We start from the raw sequence: 18,049 nt of genomic DNA, 5'->3' as shown, positions 1-18,049 counted from the left end.
ACACGTTTTAAAACAGAAAACCCGCCTGAAAAAACACACGAAAAGGAAGGCAGAAAACCCAAAACCAAACATCCAGTTTTCACCATTGATTAGCAACGCCTTACGTATGTATAAAAACCCAGAAAAACCTACAATACAATACAGAACAATACAATACAGAACATAACAATAACAGAAGAAACAAGATACCGCCGCTGCCGATGCCATCCCCGGTAAACTTATCACAAAAAGATTTGTAGCCCGGCGCTCCGGCCCCGTAGCCCGGCGGTCGGATGTATGCAGCCCGGCGCTCCGCAATCTGTAGCCCGGCGCTCCGACACAAACAGCCCGGCGGTCGGGAAAAAGTGACAGATTTATTCACTTAATCGAGTATTTTATCCCGCAAAAGCAGTATCTTTGCCACATGAACTCAAAGTTGCGACATTTGCTCCTGATATTTTTTTCTTTCTTCACCATCCTGACATGGGGAACAGAGAGTCCATCCTCGCCTGATTCTGTCCGAATCAGCCTGCTGACGTGCGCTCCGGGGGAAGAAATCTATTCGTTATTCGGACATACTGCCATCCGCTATGAAGAACCGGCACGGGGTATCGATAGGGTGTACAACTACGGCCTGTTCAGTTTCAACACCCCTAACTTTACGCTACGTTTTGCACTCGGCAATGCCGACTACCGGTTGGGAGTGGAAGATTACCGTCATTTTGCCGTCGAATATGAATACTTCGGACGCAGTGTATGGCAGCAGACGCTCAATCTGACAGCCGAAGAACAACAACAGTTAATCACCCTTCTGGAAGAAAATTACCGCCCGGAAAACCGGATATACCGCTATAATTTTTTCTACGATAATTGTGCTACCCGACCACGGGACAAAGTGGAAGAGAGCCTGCAAAAAAGTGGCAGCCAACTGCTCTTCAGCAATACATATACCGAAAATAACGAGACTAAATCTTATCGAGATATTGTTCACCAATACACGAAAGGACACCCCTGGGCACAATTCGGAATCGACTTCTGCATCGGCAGCCAGGCCGACCGCCCCATCAGCGAAAGACAAATGATGTTCTCACCATTCTATCTGATGGATGCTTTTGACAAAGCGCGCATCGTTAACGCATCCGAAAACAGACCGTTAGTGACCGCCACTCAAAAAATTATCGACTGCGAACCGGACGTATCCGCACCTGCAGAAAGTGACATCTGGGATACACTTACCCCCATCCGCCTATCTCTTCTGTTTTTTATCGGCATCGGCATAGCTACGGTCTATGGCCTGCGAAAAAAGAAAAGTCTTTGGGGACTGGATATAGCAGTATTCGCCGCAGCAGGTATCGCAGGATGCATTATTGCTTTCCTTGCTCTTTTCTCCAAGCATCCCACGGTGGGGGCGAATTACTTGTTATTTGTCTTTCACCCGGGACATCTGCTCTGCCTCCCTTTCTTCATAAACGATGAACGGAAGCAGCGCAAAAGTAGGTATCATCTGCTGAATTGCATGGTTTTAACACTTTTTATAGCGTTTTTCCCTGTAATACCACAAAATTTCGACTTAGCAGTATTACCTTTGGCACTCAGTTTGCTGATACGTTCTGCAAGCAACCTTATACTGACATACAAAAAAGCTAAATGAAAGGACTATTAACCTCCATACTGACCGTACTTACTTTTACCGGGCTGCAAGCCCAGCCACTTCCCACTACTCCGAAATTAGTGGTGGGACTTACAATCGACCAGTTACGTACGGACTATCTGGAAGCTTTTTCAACTTTGTATGGCGACAAAGGCTTCAGGCGGCTTTGGAAAGAAGGACGCGTATTCCGGAATGCCGAATATACTTTCTGTGGCACAGACCGCGCATCGGCCATCGCAGCCATTTATACAGGCACCACTCCTTCGGTCAACGGAATCATCGGTAAACGCTGGATGGATGTGTCGATCCTGCGCACCGTGAGTTGTGTAGACGATCCTTCATTTATGGGTAATTACACGAATGAAAGTTCTTCTCCTTCACATCTCCTGACCTCAACAATTGCCGACGAACTCAAAATAGCTACCCGCAACGAAGGATTAGTATATGCTATCGCCCCCTTCCGTGACGCTGCCATTCTTGCAGCCGGACATGCCGGAAATGGCGCATTCTGGCTCAACAATACTACCGGAAAATGGTGCGGAACAACTTATTATAGTGAATTTCCATGGTGGGTGAGCCAATATAACGATCGGAATGCCGTAGACTTCCGCATTGCCGATATGACGTGGACTCCTGTCCACCCCATGCAAAATTACACATTCCTACCCGAATGGAGGGACGCAGCCTTTAAATATAAATTTGACGATGACCGCATCAATAAATACAAACGGCTGATTACAAGCCCTTTTATCAACGATGAAGTTAACTTGCTGACCGAGGAGCTTCTGGACAAGAGCACAATGGGAAAAGACAATACTCCCGACATGCTCTCACTCACCTATTACGCCGGCAATTATGCCCACAAGAGTGTACAGGAATGCGCTATGGAGATGCAGGACACCTACGTTCGCCTCGACCGCAGCATTGCTTCTTTACTGGATATCATCGACAAGAAAGTAGGCTTACAGAACGTTGTCTTCTTTATCACTTCCACCGGATATACCGATACTGAATCGGCAGACCGGGGACTCTACCGGGTTCCGACCGGAGAGTTCCACCTGAACCGTTGTGCGGCCCTGTTGAACATGTATCTGATGGCTACTTACGGTCAGGGACAATACGTGGAAGCCTACTACGACCAGCAAATTTATCTCAACCATAAACTGATAGAAGAAAAACAACTGGATTTGGCAGATATTCAGGAAAAAGCCGCTGAATTCCTGATCCAGTTTAGTGGGGTAAACGAGGTTTATTCGGGTAAACGCCTGTTATTGGGGGCCTGGACACCGGACATCTCAATGATACGGAATGGTTTCCACCGTAAACGCTCGGGCGATCTGTTGATCGACGTATTGCCGGGCTGGACCATCGTCAATGAAAATACATCCGACCATAAAGTGGTCCGGAAAGCACATATTCCGTCTCCGCTTATTTTTCTGGGCAGTGGCGTAAAACCGGCCGTAATCAACACGCCCGTAACCGTCGACCACATAGCTCCTACCGTAGCTCACATCCTGAGAATACGGGCCCCGAACGCATGCACTGCAACTCCGATTACCGACATCCGGTGACACTTTCCACACAAAAAACAGTGTGCAAAGCGCAAATAAATCAGCATTTTAATGTAACTTTGCGCAGTTGAATCAATTTAGTAAATAATAAACATAAATAATAGATAATGGGATTTAATGAATTTTTAAGCTCGATTTTCGGAAACAAATCCACACGAGACATGAAAGAAATTCAACCCTGGGTAGACAAGATCAAAGCCGCTTACCCAGAGGTTGCTAAGCTTGACAATGACGGCCTCCGTGCAAAAACAGAGGAACTTAAAGAATACATCCGCAACTCGGCAAGCAAAGAACGTGCTAAAGCTGACGAACTCAGAGCAGGCATCGAAAGCGTGGAACTGGAAGACCGCGAAGAAGTATTCGCTCAGATCGACAAAATTGAAAAAGAAATATTAGAGATATACGAAAAAGCACTTGACGAAGTATTGCCGGTAGCTTTCTCCATCGTGAAAGAATCTGCCAAACGTTTCTCTGAAAACGAAGAAATAGTAGTTACAGCTACAGATTTCGACCGCACCCTGGCGGCTACCAAAGACTTCGTGCGCATCGAAGGTGACAAAGCCATCTGGCAGAATCATTGGAATGCCGGTGGAAATGACACGGTATGGAACATGGTTCACTACGACGTACAGTTGTTTGGCGGTGTAGTACTGCACAAAGGGAAAATTGCCGAAATGGCGACCGGTGAAGGTAAGACTCTTGTAGCTACGCTTCCCGTATTCCTGAATGCTCTGACCGGAAACGGCGTACATGTAGTAACCGTGAACGACTATCTGGCTAAACGTGACTCCGAATGGATGGGACCGCTTTATATGTTCCACGGACTCAGCGTGGACTGCATCGACCGTCACCAACCCAACTCTGACGCACGCCGCCAGGCTTATTTGGCAGACATCACTTTCGGAACGAACAATGAATTCGGTTTCGACTATCTGCGTGATAATATGGCTATCAGCCCGAAAGACCTTGTACAGCGCCAGCACAACTATGCCATCGTCGACGAGGTGGACTCGGTATTGATTGACGATGCCCGTACTCCGTTGATTATTTCAGGTCCCGTGCCCAAAGGCGAAGACCAACTCTTTGAGCAACTCCGCCCATTGGTAGAACGCCTTGTGGAGAAACAGAAAGAGTTAGCAACTAAATACTTATCGGAGGCTAAGAGACTTATCAACTCGAATGATAAGAAAGAGGTGGAAGAAGGATTTCTCGCTCTGTTCCGCAGCCACAAAGCACTGCCTAAAAATAAGGCATTGATCAAATTCCTCAGTGAACAGGGAATCAAAGCCGGTATGCTGAAAACGGAAGAGATCTACATGGAGCAAAACAACAAACGCATGCATGAAGCAACAGATCCATTGTACTTCGTGATTGACGAAAAGTTGAACAGCGTAGATCTGACAGATAAAGGTGTAGACCTGATCACCGGTAACTCGGAAGATCCGACTTTATTCGTATTGCCGGACATAGCCGCCCAACTTTCGGAATTGGAAAACGAACATGGATTGAGCGACGAACAAAAGCTTGAAAAGAAAGATGCCTTGCTGACCAATTATGCCATCAAGTCAGAACGTGTACACACCATCAACCAGTTGCTGAAGGCATACACCATGTTCGAAAAGGATGATGAGTATGTGGTAATCGACGGACAAGTGAAGATCGTTGACGAACAAACAGGACGTATCATGGAAGGCCGCCGTTACTCAGACGGACTGCATCAGGCCATCGAAGCGAAGGAAGGTGTGAAAGTAGAAGCTGCCACACAAACTTTTGCCACCATCACTCTGCAGAACTACTTCCGTATGTATCATAAACTCTCGGGTATGACTGGTACGGCCGAAACAGAAGCCGGTGAGTTGTGGGACATTTACAAACTGGATGTAGTCGTGATTCCGACCAATCGACCGATTGCCCGCAAAGACATGAATGACCGCGTTTATAAAACAAAACGCGAAAAGTATAAAGCCGTAATCGAAGAAATAGAACAACTGGTACAGGCAGGACGACCGGTATTGGTGGGTACTACTTCGGTAGAAATCTCCGAGATGCTGAGCAAGATGCTGACCATGCGCAAGATCGAACACAACGTATTGAATGCGAAACTTCACCAGAGGGAGGCAGACATCGTTGCTAAAGCAGGTTTGAGCGGTACGGTAACCATTGCTACAAACATGGCCGGTCGTGGTACGGACATCAAGCTGAGTCCTGAAGTAAAAGCAGCAGGCGGTTTGGCAATCATCGGTACCGAACGTCACGAGTCACGTCGTGTAGACCGTCAGTTGCGCGGACGTGCAGGACGTCAGGGTGACCCGGGTTCATCTGTCTTCTTCGTTTCACTCGAGGACGACCTGATGCGCCTCTTCTCTTCCGACCGTATCGCCAGCGTGATGGATAAACTGGGATTCCAGGAAGGTGAAATGATCGAGCACAAGATGATCTCCAACTCCATTGAGCGTGCACAGAAAAAGGTAGAAGAAAACAACTTCGGTATCCGTAAACGTCTGTTGGAGTATGACGATGTAATGAATAAGCAACGTACGGTTGTTTATACCAAACGCCGCCATGCGCTGATGGGTGAACGTATCGGAATGGATATCGTTAATATGATTTGGGACCGTTGTGCCGCCGCTATCGAGAACAATGCAGACTACGAAGAATGTAAGCTGGACTTGCTCCAAACGCTCGCAATGGAGGTTCCTTTCACAGAAGAAGAGTTCCGCAACGAGAAAAAGGATAAACTGGCAGACAAAACATTCGATGTGGCAATGGCTAACTTCAAGCGCAAGACAGAACGTCTGGCACAGATAGCCAATCCGGTGATCAAGCAAGTGTACGAGAACCAAGGACATATGTACGAAAACATCCTGATTCCGATCACGGACGGAAAACGTATGTACAATATCTCTTGCAACCTGAAAGCTGCTTACGAAAGCGAATCGAAAGAAGTAGTGAAATCATTCGAAAAATCAATCTTGCTCCATGTCATCGACGAGTCTTGGAAAGAAAACTTACGTGAACTGGACGAACTGAAACATTCGGTACAGAACGCAAGTTACGAACAGAAAGATCCGCTATTGATCTATAAACTGGAATCGGTGACTTTGTTTGATAATATGGTAAACAAGATCAATAATCAGACTGTATCCATCCTGATGCGTGGTCAGATTCCTGTAGCCGAACCAACTGAAGAACAGCAAGAAGCGGCCAGACGTGTAGAAGTACGCCAGGCAGCTCCGGAACAACGTCAGGACATGAGCAAATATCGGGAACAAAAACAAGATCTGAGTGATCCGAATCAGCAGGCCGCTGCCCAGCAAGATACGCGCGAAGCCGTGAAACGTGAACCCATCCGTGCCGAAAAAACAGTAGGACGCAATGATCCCTGCCCATGTGGAAGCGGAAAAAAATATAAAAATTGTCACGGACGGAACAGTTAAGTATATAAAAAACCCGTAACTCCTTAATAAAAGCCTTGAACGGTTAAAAACTGTTCGAGGCTTTTCTATATTCAATCAAAATCGTATTTTTGTTCTTTCAGAAAATTAAAAAACAGGCTATGACAAAATATCCGTATATTCTGCTCGTATTGCTCCTTGTGTCTTTCAGTTCCTGCCAGACTGTTGAGCAACTTTCCATTGATTATATGCTCCCTGCGGAAATCAGTTTTCCTAACGAGTTGAAACGGGTGGCAATCGTAAATAATGTCAGTGCCACACCTGATAATACCTTACCTCCCAAAGAAAATAAAATAAAAGATAAAAATGAACTCAGCCGGGCAGTATCCTATCACGACGGCCAGCCCGTGCTCACTACCGAGGCACTGGCCAAAGCCATAGCTGAGCAGAATTATTTTAACGAAGTCGTTATTTGTGATTCGGCTCTGCGCGCACGGGACTTCAGACCTCGTGAATCAACTCTCAGCCAAGAAGAGGTCCGGACCTTGACACAGACTTTAGGTGTTGATTTCATCATTTCACTTGAAAACTTGCAAATGAAATCAACACGTGTTTTCAGCTATATTCCCGAATGGAACACCTATTATGGTACATTAGATACTAAAATCTATCCTACGGTGAAGATTTATCTTCCGGGACGGAAAAGCCCGATGGTAACGATCAACAGCAACGACAGCATTTTTTGGGAAGAGTACGGAAATACCGAAGCGTTTGTCCGCTCACGTCTCCCGGATGACAAACAAATGATTCGCGAATCCTCTGAGTTTGCCGGTAGCATCCCGGTAAGCAAGATACTGCCGTACTGGAAAACAGCCTATCGTTACTACTTCATCAATGGCTCGGTAGCAATGCGCGATGCAGCCGTCTATGTGAAAGAAAATGAATGGGACAAAGCATCAAAACTTTGGGAACAAGCTTTCGAAGCAACTAAAAATGACAAAAAGAAAATGCGTGCAGCTTTCAATCTGGCCCTATACCACGAAATGAAAGATAGTGTGGAAGAAGCAGAAAAATGGGCTATCAAAGCACAGGAATTTGCACGTAAAATAGATAAAATCGATTCACTGAAGAGCAGTGATATAGACTTTAGCAGAATTCCCAACTACTACCTGACCAGCCTTTATGTGAACGAATTGAAGGAAAGGGCCGAGGGATTAGGCAAACTTAAAGGCCAAATGAGTAGATTTAATGATGATTTTTAAAGAAATCATGCAAGGGTTCTTATTTTTTTTATACCTTTGAGCTAAATAAAAAGAGCTAAAAGATATGAAACTTAGTCAGCAGTCACAAGCCATTATCGAATCTGCGATTCAAAAAGCAATTAACAAATATACCTGTGGATGCGAACAGACCATCGTCACAGATATCCATATTCAACCGAACCAAAATTCCGGTGAGCTTTTCATCTATGATGATGAAGATGAAGAATTATCCAGTGTAACCATTGATGAATGGATAGCCTACGAGGGAGATGACTTTTACGAAGATGCTGAAAGAATCTTCCGCACCATGCTCTGCCGTATGAAAGAAGGTGGAAGTTTCGATAAGTTGACTATCCTTAAACCTTATTCTTTCGTATTGGTAGACGAAGATAAAGAGACGATCTCCGACCTTTTGCTTGTAGACGATGATACACTGTTAGTAAATGATGAACTTCTGAAAGGGCTGGATAAAGAACTGGACGATTTTCTGAAAAACTTATTGGAAAAATAGTTCCGCCCCCTCCTTGTGATATAACTGAAAGAGGCTATCCGAATAATTCGAATAGCCTCTTTTGGATTGGGTTCATGACAGACATATGGATAATCAATACCTTGTCACCTTGTCCAAATGCGCCTTCAGGTATTCAAAACGATTGATTAGTTCACCCAACTTCTTAGGGTACTTCTCTGCCAGATTCTCCTGCTGACCGATATCCGATTTCAGATTATAGAGTTTATAGCCATAGCCTAAACCGATAAAGTCACCGTCTTCCTTACTATAGGGATTATAATAAGGGGGAATCAGCGCCCAGTCACCCTGACGATAAGCATAATTGAACATCCCTTCGATCACTAACTCTTTACGCCCCTTTTTACTCTTACCTAAAAAAGCATCCATCGTATTCTGACTATCCACTTCATCAGGATAACTTTGTCCCAGAAGTGAAGCAAATGAAGCTAATAGATCCATCTGGCAAACAAATACATCTGATACCTGAGGCTTCACCCTGGCCGGCCAGCGAAGCATAAATGGTATACGGGTTCCCCCATCAAACATGCTTGTTTTACCCCCGCGTAAGGGCCCGGCTATTTGGTGATCACCCACCAATTCAACAGCATCATCTTTGTAGCCATCATCAAGTACCGGACCGTTGTCACTTGTCAGAATCACGATGGTATTCTCTGCCAATCCCAGTTTATCCAATTCTTTCAGAAATTGATCTACACACCAATCAGCTTCCAGAATCACGTCGCCACGAGGCCCCATACCCGACTTCCCGACAAAACGTTCGTTAGGCACACGAGGTACATGCGGTTGATGAAGTCCATAATAGAGAAAGAAAGGTTTATCCTTGTTTTCATCAACAAATTGTTTGGCTTTATCCAGAAATAATCCTGCCATTTCTTCATCTTTCCACTGTGCCGCCTTACCGCCTTTCTGGAAACCAATACGAGGCACCCCATTCACGATGGAACCTGCATGCCCCACACTGGGGTGCATACGCAACAACTCCGGATTGTCTTTACCGGTGGGTTCGCCAGGGAAATTTTTCCGATAATCCACATAAAGAGGGTCATTCGGATCCAGCCCGACCACTTTTCCATTTTCCAGAAAAACACAAGGAACACGATCATTCGTCGCTGCCTGAATGAATGAATAATCGTAACCGATCTCGGCAGCACCGGGATGTACCTCCTTATTCCAATCTACATGCCCGTCTCCCAGACCGATATGCCATTTACCGACAGAACCGGTAGTATACCCTGCCTGCTTCATCAGCTTTGGCAATGTTATCTTCTGTGGATCAATAATCAACGCGGCATTACCCGGCAAAATCTTAGCTTCGACATTGCTCCAGGGATACTTCCCGGTCATGACCGAATAACGGCTCGGAGTGGACGTAGCCGCGGTACAGAATCCCTGTGTAAACCGAATACCTTCATTGGCTATACGGTCCATGCCCGGAGTCTGTATTCGATGGGCACCATAACAACTTAAGTCTCCGTATCCCAAGTCATCGGCAACAATCAGGATAATGTTGGGCTGTTTTTCTGTTTGTTCTTGTGCAGACTGCGGCGCTCCGGCCAAAGCAGTAGCCGGCAAAGATACCCCCGCTACCACCCCTAAGGTACAGTTTAGCAATTTCATTTTTTCGTTTGTCATATTAAATTTGTTCAAGAGTAATTTCTGATGAGGTCAATGGAGCCTGAGTACAAAGATAGGCAAGAATCTTGTTCTGTCATGAAAATAATGAAATTAAATATAAAGCACATCTAAAAAAGATGCCGCCTCAACGATATTATCATTAAGACGGCATCCTGTTTCTGCCAAGAAGTTTTCTAAGGTTTCAGATTTTTCATCCGGACATGCCTTAATATATTCTGTAATTCAAAAACCCGCTCCGGATATAAAGAAGCTTCGTTCTTCCGTTCCGCCACATCATCTGCTACATGATATAATTGGGGGGTACTCAAATTACCGGTTTCTATTTTAGGTCCCCAGGTAATCATGGCAGGTCCGTCATTCGGCTCAATATACTTCCAATCTTTGGTACGGACCGACAAAGTGTGATTTGAAGCCTGCTCTATCACCCATGGACGATCGGACTGATTCTTGCCTAACCAAGTATCCAGAAAGTTAAAACTGTCAGGTGCCGCTCCTTTGGGTAGCCCTGCTCCAACCAATGAAGCCAAAGAAGCAAACCAATCAATTTGTGAAACTAAAGCATTGGAAACCTCGGCTGAAGCAGCTCCCTTCGGCCACCGGACAATAGCGGGAATACGGGTTCCACCTTCAAAAGCACTGTACTTATTACCACGTAACGGTCCTGCGGGACTATGCCCGTTCAGCAACTCCTCTGCCCGATCCTGATAGCCATCATCAACAACCGGCCCGTTATCACTGGACAGTATAATGAGGGTATTTTCTGATAATCCCAGCTTATCAAGCGTATCCATAATCTGACCTACACTCCAGTCAAACTGGACTATTGCATCTCCGCGCAATCCCATCGGATTTTTACCACGGAAGCGATCGTGCGGAAAACGAGGGACATGAACATCGTTCGTCGCAAAATACATAAAGAACGGCTCGTCCTTATGCTCACGAATGAAACCTATGGCATGTGAAGTTATCGAATCAGCAATATTCTCGTCTTTCCACAAGGCCTTGCCTCCCCCTTTCATATATCCGATACGACCAATGCCATTGACAATAGCCATATCATGTCCATGGCTTGACTTCAGATTGAACAACAACTCCGGGTGATCCTTTCCCAATGGTTCTCCTTCAATCGGTTTACGATAACTGACCTCAATCGGAGCAGAGGGATCATAATTGGCCACCTTACCATTTTCTATAAAAACACACGGAACACGATCAGCGGTTGCAGCCATTATATAGGAATAATCAAAACCGATATCTCCTAAAGCAGTCGGCAACGGAGCATTCCAATCTTGTTCCCCATCCTTATCTCCCAATCCTAAATGCCATTTGCCGATAGCAGCAGTAGCATAACCGGCGTTTTTAAACATGTCAGCCATCGTATAACGCTCGGGGCGGATAATCATCCCTGCATTGCCTGCCGCAATATCCGTGCCCGGACGACGCCAGGCATACTCTCCGGTAAGCATGGAATAACGGGATGGGGTACTTGTAGCTGCTGTAGCATGGGCATTATTAAAGCGGATCCCCTCAGCTGCCAAACGATTTACATGGGGTGTCTGCACATTCTTTGCACCGTAACATTCCAAATCACCATAGCCGAGGTCATCAGCATAGATAAACACAACATTGGGGAGCTTCCGATCGTTAACTTTTTGTTGGGCTTTCCCTCCCTTCTGACCGGTAGCAGCCATCAGGCATGCTACCGGAGAGAGACAAGCCAATAATACATATTGTCTCATTGCTTAAGCTATTAAATTAGTCGCGTAAATTAGGATTAATATTCTGTTCAGACTGTGGAATCGGCCATGTATAATCTGTCGGATTGCGGAAAGCACGTTTTCCAACATACCAACGGCACTTCCCTGTCGGATCAACCTCCTTGGTCGTTGTTGCATACTGAGTTGAATTTGGATAGGGAGCACCCCATATTTTCTGGGACAACACTTCATGTGCAATCCCCCATCGCATGATATCCCAGTAGCGAATACCTTCCATAGCCAACTCAATGCGACGTTCGTGACGCACGATCTCACGAAGTTTAGCCGGATTCACTTCGGTAATAACAGGCATCTTCACACTGGCCCGACCTCTCACTGCATTGATTGTCTCGTCCAATGTTCCCTGAGTGATCGTTTGATTATCTTCAACCAGACATTCCAGATATCCCAACAACACTTCGGCATAACGAATAATCGGAGTCAGTCCGTTTGCGCTCTGTACATCGTTTATAGGTGTCGATTCTTCAAAATATTTCCTCATCATAAAGCCGGTTCTGGAAGCCTCGCTCGTATAATCGAGCTTCTCTTTCTTGGCTGCACTATAGTCAGGACTCATCTTATACTCTGTACCCATAAAGATGGCACCATTATAGTAAATTGTATAATCCAGACGCGGATCGCGATCCTTTCCTAAATTAGACGGGTCATATCTCGGATCATCATAGCTGAAAGGAGTTCCATCCTTAAATTCATACGATTCGTATAAATCAGCAGCCGGATTGACCAGGCTCCAGCCCCCGTCTTTGGCAGAAAGTGCATGCTGCGGCAGACCGGTACCCAGATAGTTTTCCAGATACTGGATGTAGAAAATATTCTCCTTGTTCGAAGTTCCGGTAGAAGGATAAAACAGATCCTGATAGTTGGCGTTTATCGCATTATCTCCCAATTCCATAATATCGTGGAAAGCCTTTGCTCCACTTTTCCAATCTTTCTGCAACATGCAGGTACGTCCGAGAAAAGCAAGGGCCGCCTGTTTACAAGCACGTCCTGCTTCTCCCGCCGGAATGGCGGAGAAACGGGGCAAATCGGCCGCAGCTGCAGTAAATTCGGTTACACACCATTTCAGGATATCGGCTTGTGAAGTCTTTGTCACATTGTTGGCTTCTTCACCCGTCAGCACATTCTCTACCAAAGGAACATCCTTGAAGTAGCTGGCAAGATAAAAATACTGGGTTGCACGTAAAAAGCGGGCCTCAGCAATCATCCGTGTCTTTTTTGCCGATTCGGAACTATTCTGAATGCCAACAAGAAAACGATTGCAGTAACCTATTCTCTTATAAGACGTTTCCCAATATCTTTTAATAAATGCATTATCAGCCGTCAAATTACCACTTGAAATCTTGAAGAAAGGATTATTCTCCCCCCGACGGTCAAAAGCATTATCCGAAAGATGCTCCATCATAATCATTCCGTGATAGGACCACCAATCCGAAGGGTTATACTCTACGCCGTCTGTCAGGCTTCCTCTATAAAGAGAAGTCAATGCCAGTTCCGCATTCGATTCGCTATTCCAAAAAGTCTCTTCAGACAAGTCTGTCAGTGGATAGCGCTCTAAATCACAAGCTTGAAACAGTCCTGCCGCCAATGCCAATGCTACTATATATTTTAAACTCTTCATCTTACATCAAAATTTTAAGGTTAAACCAAACGTATAAGTTGACAGAATAGGATAATAACTACCGTCTGTATTAATTTCCGGATCCCAGCCTTTACGATATCCGCTGATGGAGAATGGATTATCAAGTGATATATAAAAACGAAGGTTGGAGGAACCGAACTTCTGAGTTATATGTTTGGGCAATGTATATCCTAACTGGATATTTCTCACTTTGAGATAAGAGGCATCCAGAATCCAGAAGTCAGAACCCAGCGTATTGTTGCTACCCGCATTCGACATCACCTCGAGACGGGGATACTTAGGATACCGGTTCGACTGATTATTCGTCCAGGTCTCTTCTGCCTGCCATTTCTGGATATTACCTTCCTGGAAGAAAGCATAACCGGCATAATTAGTCAACTGTCCTTTTACTTTGGCCACTCCTTGAAGCAATATATTAAAATCGAATCCTTTGTATTCGGCACCCAATCCTAAACCAAATGTATATTGAGGTATCTTCGATCCCAAATAAGCTTTATCGGCTTCATCCACCTTTCCGTCACCGGAAATATCCACATAACGCAAATCACCCGCTTTGGAGTTAGGAGCAATCTTACTCTGATCATGCCATTCTTTTACTTCTTCATCAGTCAAGAATACGCCATCCGTCTTATAACCGTAAAACATATTCATCGGATAACCCAGGAACAGATTGCTACCATTACCTATCATTCCACTCTTTTGCTCCACATCTCCTACACCCAGACTGATCACTTTATTCTTGATAATGGAAAAGTTTCCGTTAACATGATAACTAAATTCACCAACCTTATTCTGGTGCCCTATTTCAAACTCCCATCCCTTGTTTTCAAGACTTCCCGTGTTGACTTGCGAAAGTGCAAGACCGAAAATAGAAGAATAACTTGCGCTCGGTTTATACAGGATGTCTGTTGTCTTACGATAGAAATAAGCTGCATTAAACGTCAGTTTGTTCTTCCAGAAAGCAGTCTCGATACCGACATCCGTAGTACGGGTCTTTTCCCATTTTAGAGTCGGATCAACATAGGTAGTCACTGCGGCACCCTGAGTATAAACACCCCCGAATACATAGTTCATTGCTTTTCCAAGAGCATAAGTAGACTGATAAGGATAGTTACCAATATTGTTATTACCCAGAATACCGTATGATGCTTTCAGCTTCAGATTATCAATAAAGCTCAGTGACTCTGCTTCTTTGAAAAATTGCTCCTCCGATAAACGCCATCCTGCGGCAACAGATGGAAAGAAACCAAATTTATTATCTGTCGGGAAACGGGAAGAACCATCATAGCGCATCGTGGTTTCAAACAAATAGCGTTGGTCATAATTATAAGTCAAACGTCCGAAAACAGACATAATGGCCCAATCATAGCCTCCACCGGAATTGGTTTGCCCATCAGCTCCTCCGGCGTTCAGGTAGGGGACTTCATCCGATGGGAAATTCAGGCGGCTTCCTCCTACGGTTCTCTGCGATTCATCTTCCCAAGTATAACCGACTAATACAGACAAATCATTCTTGCTGAATTTCACATTGTAATCTGCCAATGCCTGAAACGTTTTATAGACCGTTTTATACATGGTATCCGACAGAGAAGAAGGACCCAACTTTTTACCGCCTGTAATCTCCATAGCCGAACGATAGTGACGGATCTGCTGACCGGTATAATTATATCCTCCGATAGCTTTCAAAGTTAAACCTTTCACCGGTGTAAACGCCAACTCTACATTAGAACGGAATTTATCAAAGTTTTCATCATAAAAAGAACCACTATCCAACCATGCCAACGGTGTACCAAGCACCTTGGGTCCTAAACCGTACGAACCATCTTCCAATTTGGTAGCCCACAATCCTGGGAAACGAAGTGCATTGCTTGAAAAAGCTTTAAATCCTGCAGAATCCATTCCACCCGGAGTAGAAGGCTCGCTTCTTTTTGAAACGACACCGCCTAAACGTGTGGTTAATGTAAGGTTTTTAGCCAATTCTGTCGTCAGATTCACTCTGCCGTTATAACGATCATAGTGATTGTGTTTCATCAATCCGTTCTGTTTTACATAGCCAAAGGAAACCATATATTGTGTTTTATCATTGCCTCCGTTCACAGTCAGTTCATGTCCGGTTTGCAGCCCTTTGTTACCCAATAATTTGTCTAGATAGTGTTCATTAGGATAATTGTACGGATCGGAGCCATCTTTATATTTCTGAATCTCTTCTGCCGTATAAACCTCCTTGCCCATTGCTTTATTGTACAGTTCGGCATACTCCCACGAATCACACATTTCAGGTAATTCAGTAGCCTGATTAAATCCGACATAACCGTTATAACTTACGGTAACCTTACCCTTTTGACCACCCTTGGTTTTCACAAGTACAACGCCGTTCGCAGCACGCGAACCGTAAATAGCAGCAGAGGAAGCATCTTTCAAGATTGAAATACTCTCAATATCAGCTGGATTCAAATCATTCAAGCTACCGGGAAGTCCGTCAACCAGCACCAAAGGATCGGGGGTTGCTCCAAAAGAACCGACACCACGTACACGAATTGTACCTTGATCTTGTCCGGGATTACCGCTCGATTGTGTAATTGTTACTCCGGATAGTTGTCCGGTCAGCATATTCGAAACGCTGGGAGCGGTTCTGGATTCAAGTTTCTTACTATCCACCGCAGCAATCGAACCAATCACGTTCACTTTCTTCTGTGAACCATATCCAACCACGACCACCTCTTCCAAAGCCCGGGTATCTTCTTTCATCGTAACACTCAATGGTTTTCCCGAAACAACTTTCAGTTCCTGAGTCTGATATCCGATATAAGAAATCTCAATCACCGCTTTCTCCGAACTCACTGATAAGGAGAACTCTCCCTCTAAATTAGTTATGATACCGTTTGTTGTCCCTTTCTCAACGACACTGGCACCAATCACCGGTTCTCCGTTCACATCCGTCACTCTTCCCGAAACTCTTACCGTTTGTTGTTGCTTCGATGTCATTTCGGTAGATAAAATAATCTTTTTATCCAAAACGGAATACTTCACATTAGTCCCTTCAAAGATTTCATCCAGCACTTTAAATATATCACTCTTGTCAACTGAAACGGAAACCATCCTTTTCAGGTTAACATGTTTGTTATTAAAGAAAAAGCCAAAGCCCGATTGCTTTTCTATTTCTTTCAGAACTTTCTCTACAGTTTGATTATGTATATCAATACTGATCTCCACCTTTTGTGCAAAAACATCTGTGGCATGCACAAAACTCATAGAGCAAATTAGGAATAGAATAAATAGTCGCATAGTTCTTGGTATTTTATTCGAGGTCAGCCAAAGCGAAGACTTTACCACCCGCAATAATTGGATGCTAAAATAATTTTGCATAATTTTGTATTGACTTAAAGTTAAAAAAATAGTTTATCTTAGCTTGTCGCTAAACAAGCTCAAAAGGTTTACTCTTTTACGTATGGAAGGATACGCCAATATCTTTCCGTACGTTTTTAGTAGTTCAGGGAGATTTGTTTTTCATAAGCATTTCTTTTAAGGGTTAATTAATAAATTTCAATTTTACTCCGTTCATCCTGAATATCAGGACTCTCCAGGTATCTCCATTGTATCTTGGACGAAATTTTAAAATATTCCAATATGCGTTCAAGCCGTTGTTCGGTGAATGTACCCGTAAACGCATTTGTTTTTAAACGTGTATTCTTTATAATGAAAGTTACATTAAAACGTTTTTCAAGCATTCTCAACGCTACTTCCAACGGCGTATTACTGAATATGATCTTGCCATCTTTCCAGGCGGTTTCCGACAAGCCAGATGTAGCATATAGCCGCACATCACCGCTTGTCGAACTATAAACAAGCTTTTGTCCGGGTTTCATAACAACTTTCTTAACCCGATAATCTCTATCATTAAAATGAAAACAAACATGTCCTTCTACCAACGTGGTCGAGACGTCCGGTTCATCTTCATAAGCCTCCACATTAAAATGGGTACCCAATACTTCTATCTTTGATGCATGTGGAGTAGAGACGAAAAACTTCTTTTTTAAATCTTTTGCTACCGCAAAATAAGCCTCTCCCCGCAACTCCACATCTCGTGTATCACCTTCAAAAAAAGTTGGATAACGTAAAGAAGATTCCGAATTCAGATAAACAACCGTACTATCTGGTAGTACCACCGAAGTTGTCATTCCCGGATTCGTCTTAATCTCAAGCATCTGACTCAAGACAGGTTTACTATTGTTCATGTATTGCACCACAAAAGCTATAAACAAAGGAATGAATAAAACAGCAGCGGTACGTTGTATCCACTCCCACCAAGTTGTTTTCTTTACAACCATTCTACTCCTAACCTTATCCAAGGCCTTCTCCGTATCCACCTTACGCATTACGTTAACTGTATCTACAGCCAGATAAAGAGTATTCATCTGATCAACCATCTTCCGGTTCTCTTCCGATTCTCCTATCCAGGCTTCCACCTGCCTGCACTCTTCTTCCGTAGCCAGTCCTTCACAATAGCGAGGTAGTAAATGGTCTATATCTTCTTGATTCATATTTATAACTCAACTCTTTTATTAATAAGACAGGTGGGAAAATAGGATTCCTAAACTTAATTCCAT

10 protein-coding genes are annotated in these 18,049 nt (G+C 44.3%); 5 read left to right on the top strand and 5 right to left on the bottom strand.

What is annotated here, in order from left to right:
* The first annotated feature begins 403 nt into the window (after positions 1 to 403).
* From R3O62_RS09690 to R3O62_RS09670, 5 genes are all read left to right on the top strand, one after another.
* Complete coding sequence (locus tag R3O62_RS09690; RefSeq protein WP_269110325.1) at positions 404 to 1,630, top strand: DUF4105 domain-containing protein; 1,227 nt, start codon at positions 404 to 406, stop codon at positions 1,628 to 1,630.
* On the top strand, positions 1,627 to 3,201 hold the full coding sequence (locus R3O62_RS09685; protein WP_005775810.1) for an alkaline phosphatase family protein: 1,575 nt from the start codon (positions 1,627 to 1,629) through the stop codon (positions 3,199 to 3,201). Before R3O62_RS09690 ends, R3O62_RS09685 begins: the two co-directional genes overlap by 4 nt.
* Before the next feature lie 107 nt (positions 3,202 to 3,308).
* Positions 3,309 to 6,638 (top strand): preprotein translocase subunit SecA, encoded by a 3,330-nt coding sequence (gene secA / locus R3O62_RS09680; RefSeq protein WP_005775809.1) that lies wholly within the window; start codon positions 3,309 to 3,311, stop codon positions 6,636 to 6,638.
* A gap of 119 nt (positions 6,639 to 6,757) precedes the next feature.
* Positions 6,758 to 7,858, top strand: coding sequence for a DUF6340 family protein (locus R3O62_RS09675; protein ID WP_269110326.1), 1,101 nt, complete (start codon positions 6,758 to 6,760; stop codon positions 7,856 to 7,858).
* A 64-nt stretch (positions 7,859 to 7,922) separates the two neighbouring features.
* Positions 7,923 to 8,369, top strand: coding sequence for a hypothetical protein (locus tag R3O62_RS09670; RefSeq protein WP_269110327.1), 447 nt, complete (start codon positions 7,923 to 7,925; stop codon positions 8,367 to 8,369).
* A gap of 93 nt (positions 8,370 to 8,462) precedes the next feature.
* On the opposite strand, the gene R3O62_RS09665 is transcribed toward R3O62_RS09670, so the two are convergent.
* The 5 genes from R3O62_RS09665 to R3O62_RS09645 all read right to left on the bottom strand — a co-directional run bounded on the left by R3O62_RS09665 (position 8,463) and on the right by R3O62_RS09645 (position 17,983).
* Entirely contained in the window at positions 8,463 to 10,022 is a 1,560-nt protein-coding gene (locus R3O62_RS09665) for a sulfatase family protein (RefSeq protein ID WP_269110328.1), read from the bottom strand.
* Positions 10,023 to 10,198: 176 nt separating this feature from the next.
* On the bottom strand, positions 10,199 to 11,764 hold the full coding sequence (locus tag R3O62_RS09660; RefSeq protein ID WP_005809968.1) for a sulfatase family protein: 1,566 nt from the start codon (positions 11,762 to 11,764) through the stop codon (positions 10,199 to 10,201).
* A gap of 16 nt (positions 11,765 to 11,780) precedes the next feature.
* Positions 11,781 to 13,421: a RagB/SusD family nutrient uptake outer membrane protein gene (locus R3O62_RS09655; RefSeq protein WP_269110329.1), complete on the bottom strand. Its 1,641-nt coding sequence runs from the start codon at positions 13,419 to 13,421 to the stop codon at positions 11,781 to 11,783.
* Positions 13,422 to 13,427: 6 nt separating this feature from the next.
* Positions 13,428 to 16,808, bottom strand: a complete 3,381-nt coding sequence (locus R3O62_RS09650) for a TonB-dependent receptor (RefSeq protein ID WP_005818675.1) — start codon at positions 16,806 to 16,808, stop codon at positions 13,428 to 13,430.
* A 167-nt stretch (positions 16,809 to 16,975) separates the two neighbouring features.
* Positions 16,976 to 17,983: a FecR family protein gene (locus R3O62_RS09645; RefSeq protein ID WP_005809974.1), complete on the bottom strand. Its 1,008-nt coding sequence runs from the start codon at positions 17,981 to 17,983 to the stop codon at positions 16,976 to 16,978.
* Between the last annotated feature and the right edge of the window lie 66 nt (positions 17,984 to 18,049).

It is taken from the genome of Bacteroides hominis, assembly GCF_033042785.2.
GTDB lineage: Bacteria > Bacteroidota > Bacteroidia > Bacteroidales > Bacteroidaceae > Bacteroides > Bacteroides hominis.
The sequence above is the reverse complement of the archived record's forward strand: the minus strand, read 5'-3'. Positions and strand labels throughout refer to the sequence as shown.

Excerpts from the sequence above, each read along its gene's own strand:
- R3O62_RS09690 (WP_269110325.1), top strand. The coding sequence starts at position 404 with ATGAACTCAAAGTTGCGACATTTGCTCCTGATATTTTTTTCTTTCTTC.
- R3O62_RS09685 (WP_005775810.1), top strand. The coding sequence starts at position 1,627 with ATGAAAGGACTATTAACCTCCATACTGACCGTACTTACTTTTACCGGG.
- secA (WP_005775809.1), top strand. The coding sequence starts at position 3,309 with ATGGGATTTAATGAATTTTTAAGCTCGATTTTCGGAAACAAATCCACA.
- R3O62_RS09675 (WP_269110326.1), top strand. The coding sequence starts at position 6,758 with ATGACAAAATATCCGTATATTCTGCTCGTATTGCTCCTTGTGTCTTTC.
- R3O62_RS09670 (WP_269110327.1), top strand. The coding sequence starts at position 7,923 with ATGAAACTTAGTCAGCAGTCACAAGCCATTATCGAATCTGCGATTCAA.
- R3O62_RS09665 (WP_269110328.1), bottom strand. The coding sequence starts at position 10,022 with ATGACAAACGAAAAAATGAAATTGCTAAACTGTACCTTAGGGGTGGTA.
- R3O62_RS09660 (WP_005809968.1), bottom strand. The coding sequence starts at position 11,764 with ATGAGACAATATGTATTATTGGCTTGTCTCTCTCCGGTAGCATGCCTG.
- R3O62_RS09655 (WP_269110329.1), bottom strand. The coding sequence starts at position 13,421 with ATGAAGAGTTTAAAATATATAGTAGCATTGGCATTGGCGGCAGGACTG.
- R3O62_RS09650 (WP_005818675.1), bottom strand. The coding sequence starts at position 16,808 with ATGCAAAATTATTTTAGCATCCAATTATTGCGGGTGGTAAAGTCTTCG.
- R3O62_RS09645 (WP_005809974.1), bottom strand. The coding sequence starts at position 17,983 with ATGAATCAAGAAGATATAGACCATTTACTACCTCGCTATTGTGAAGGA.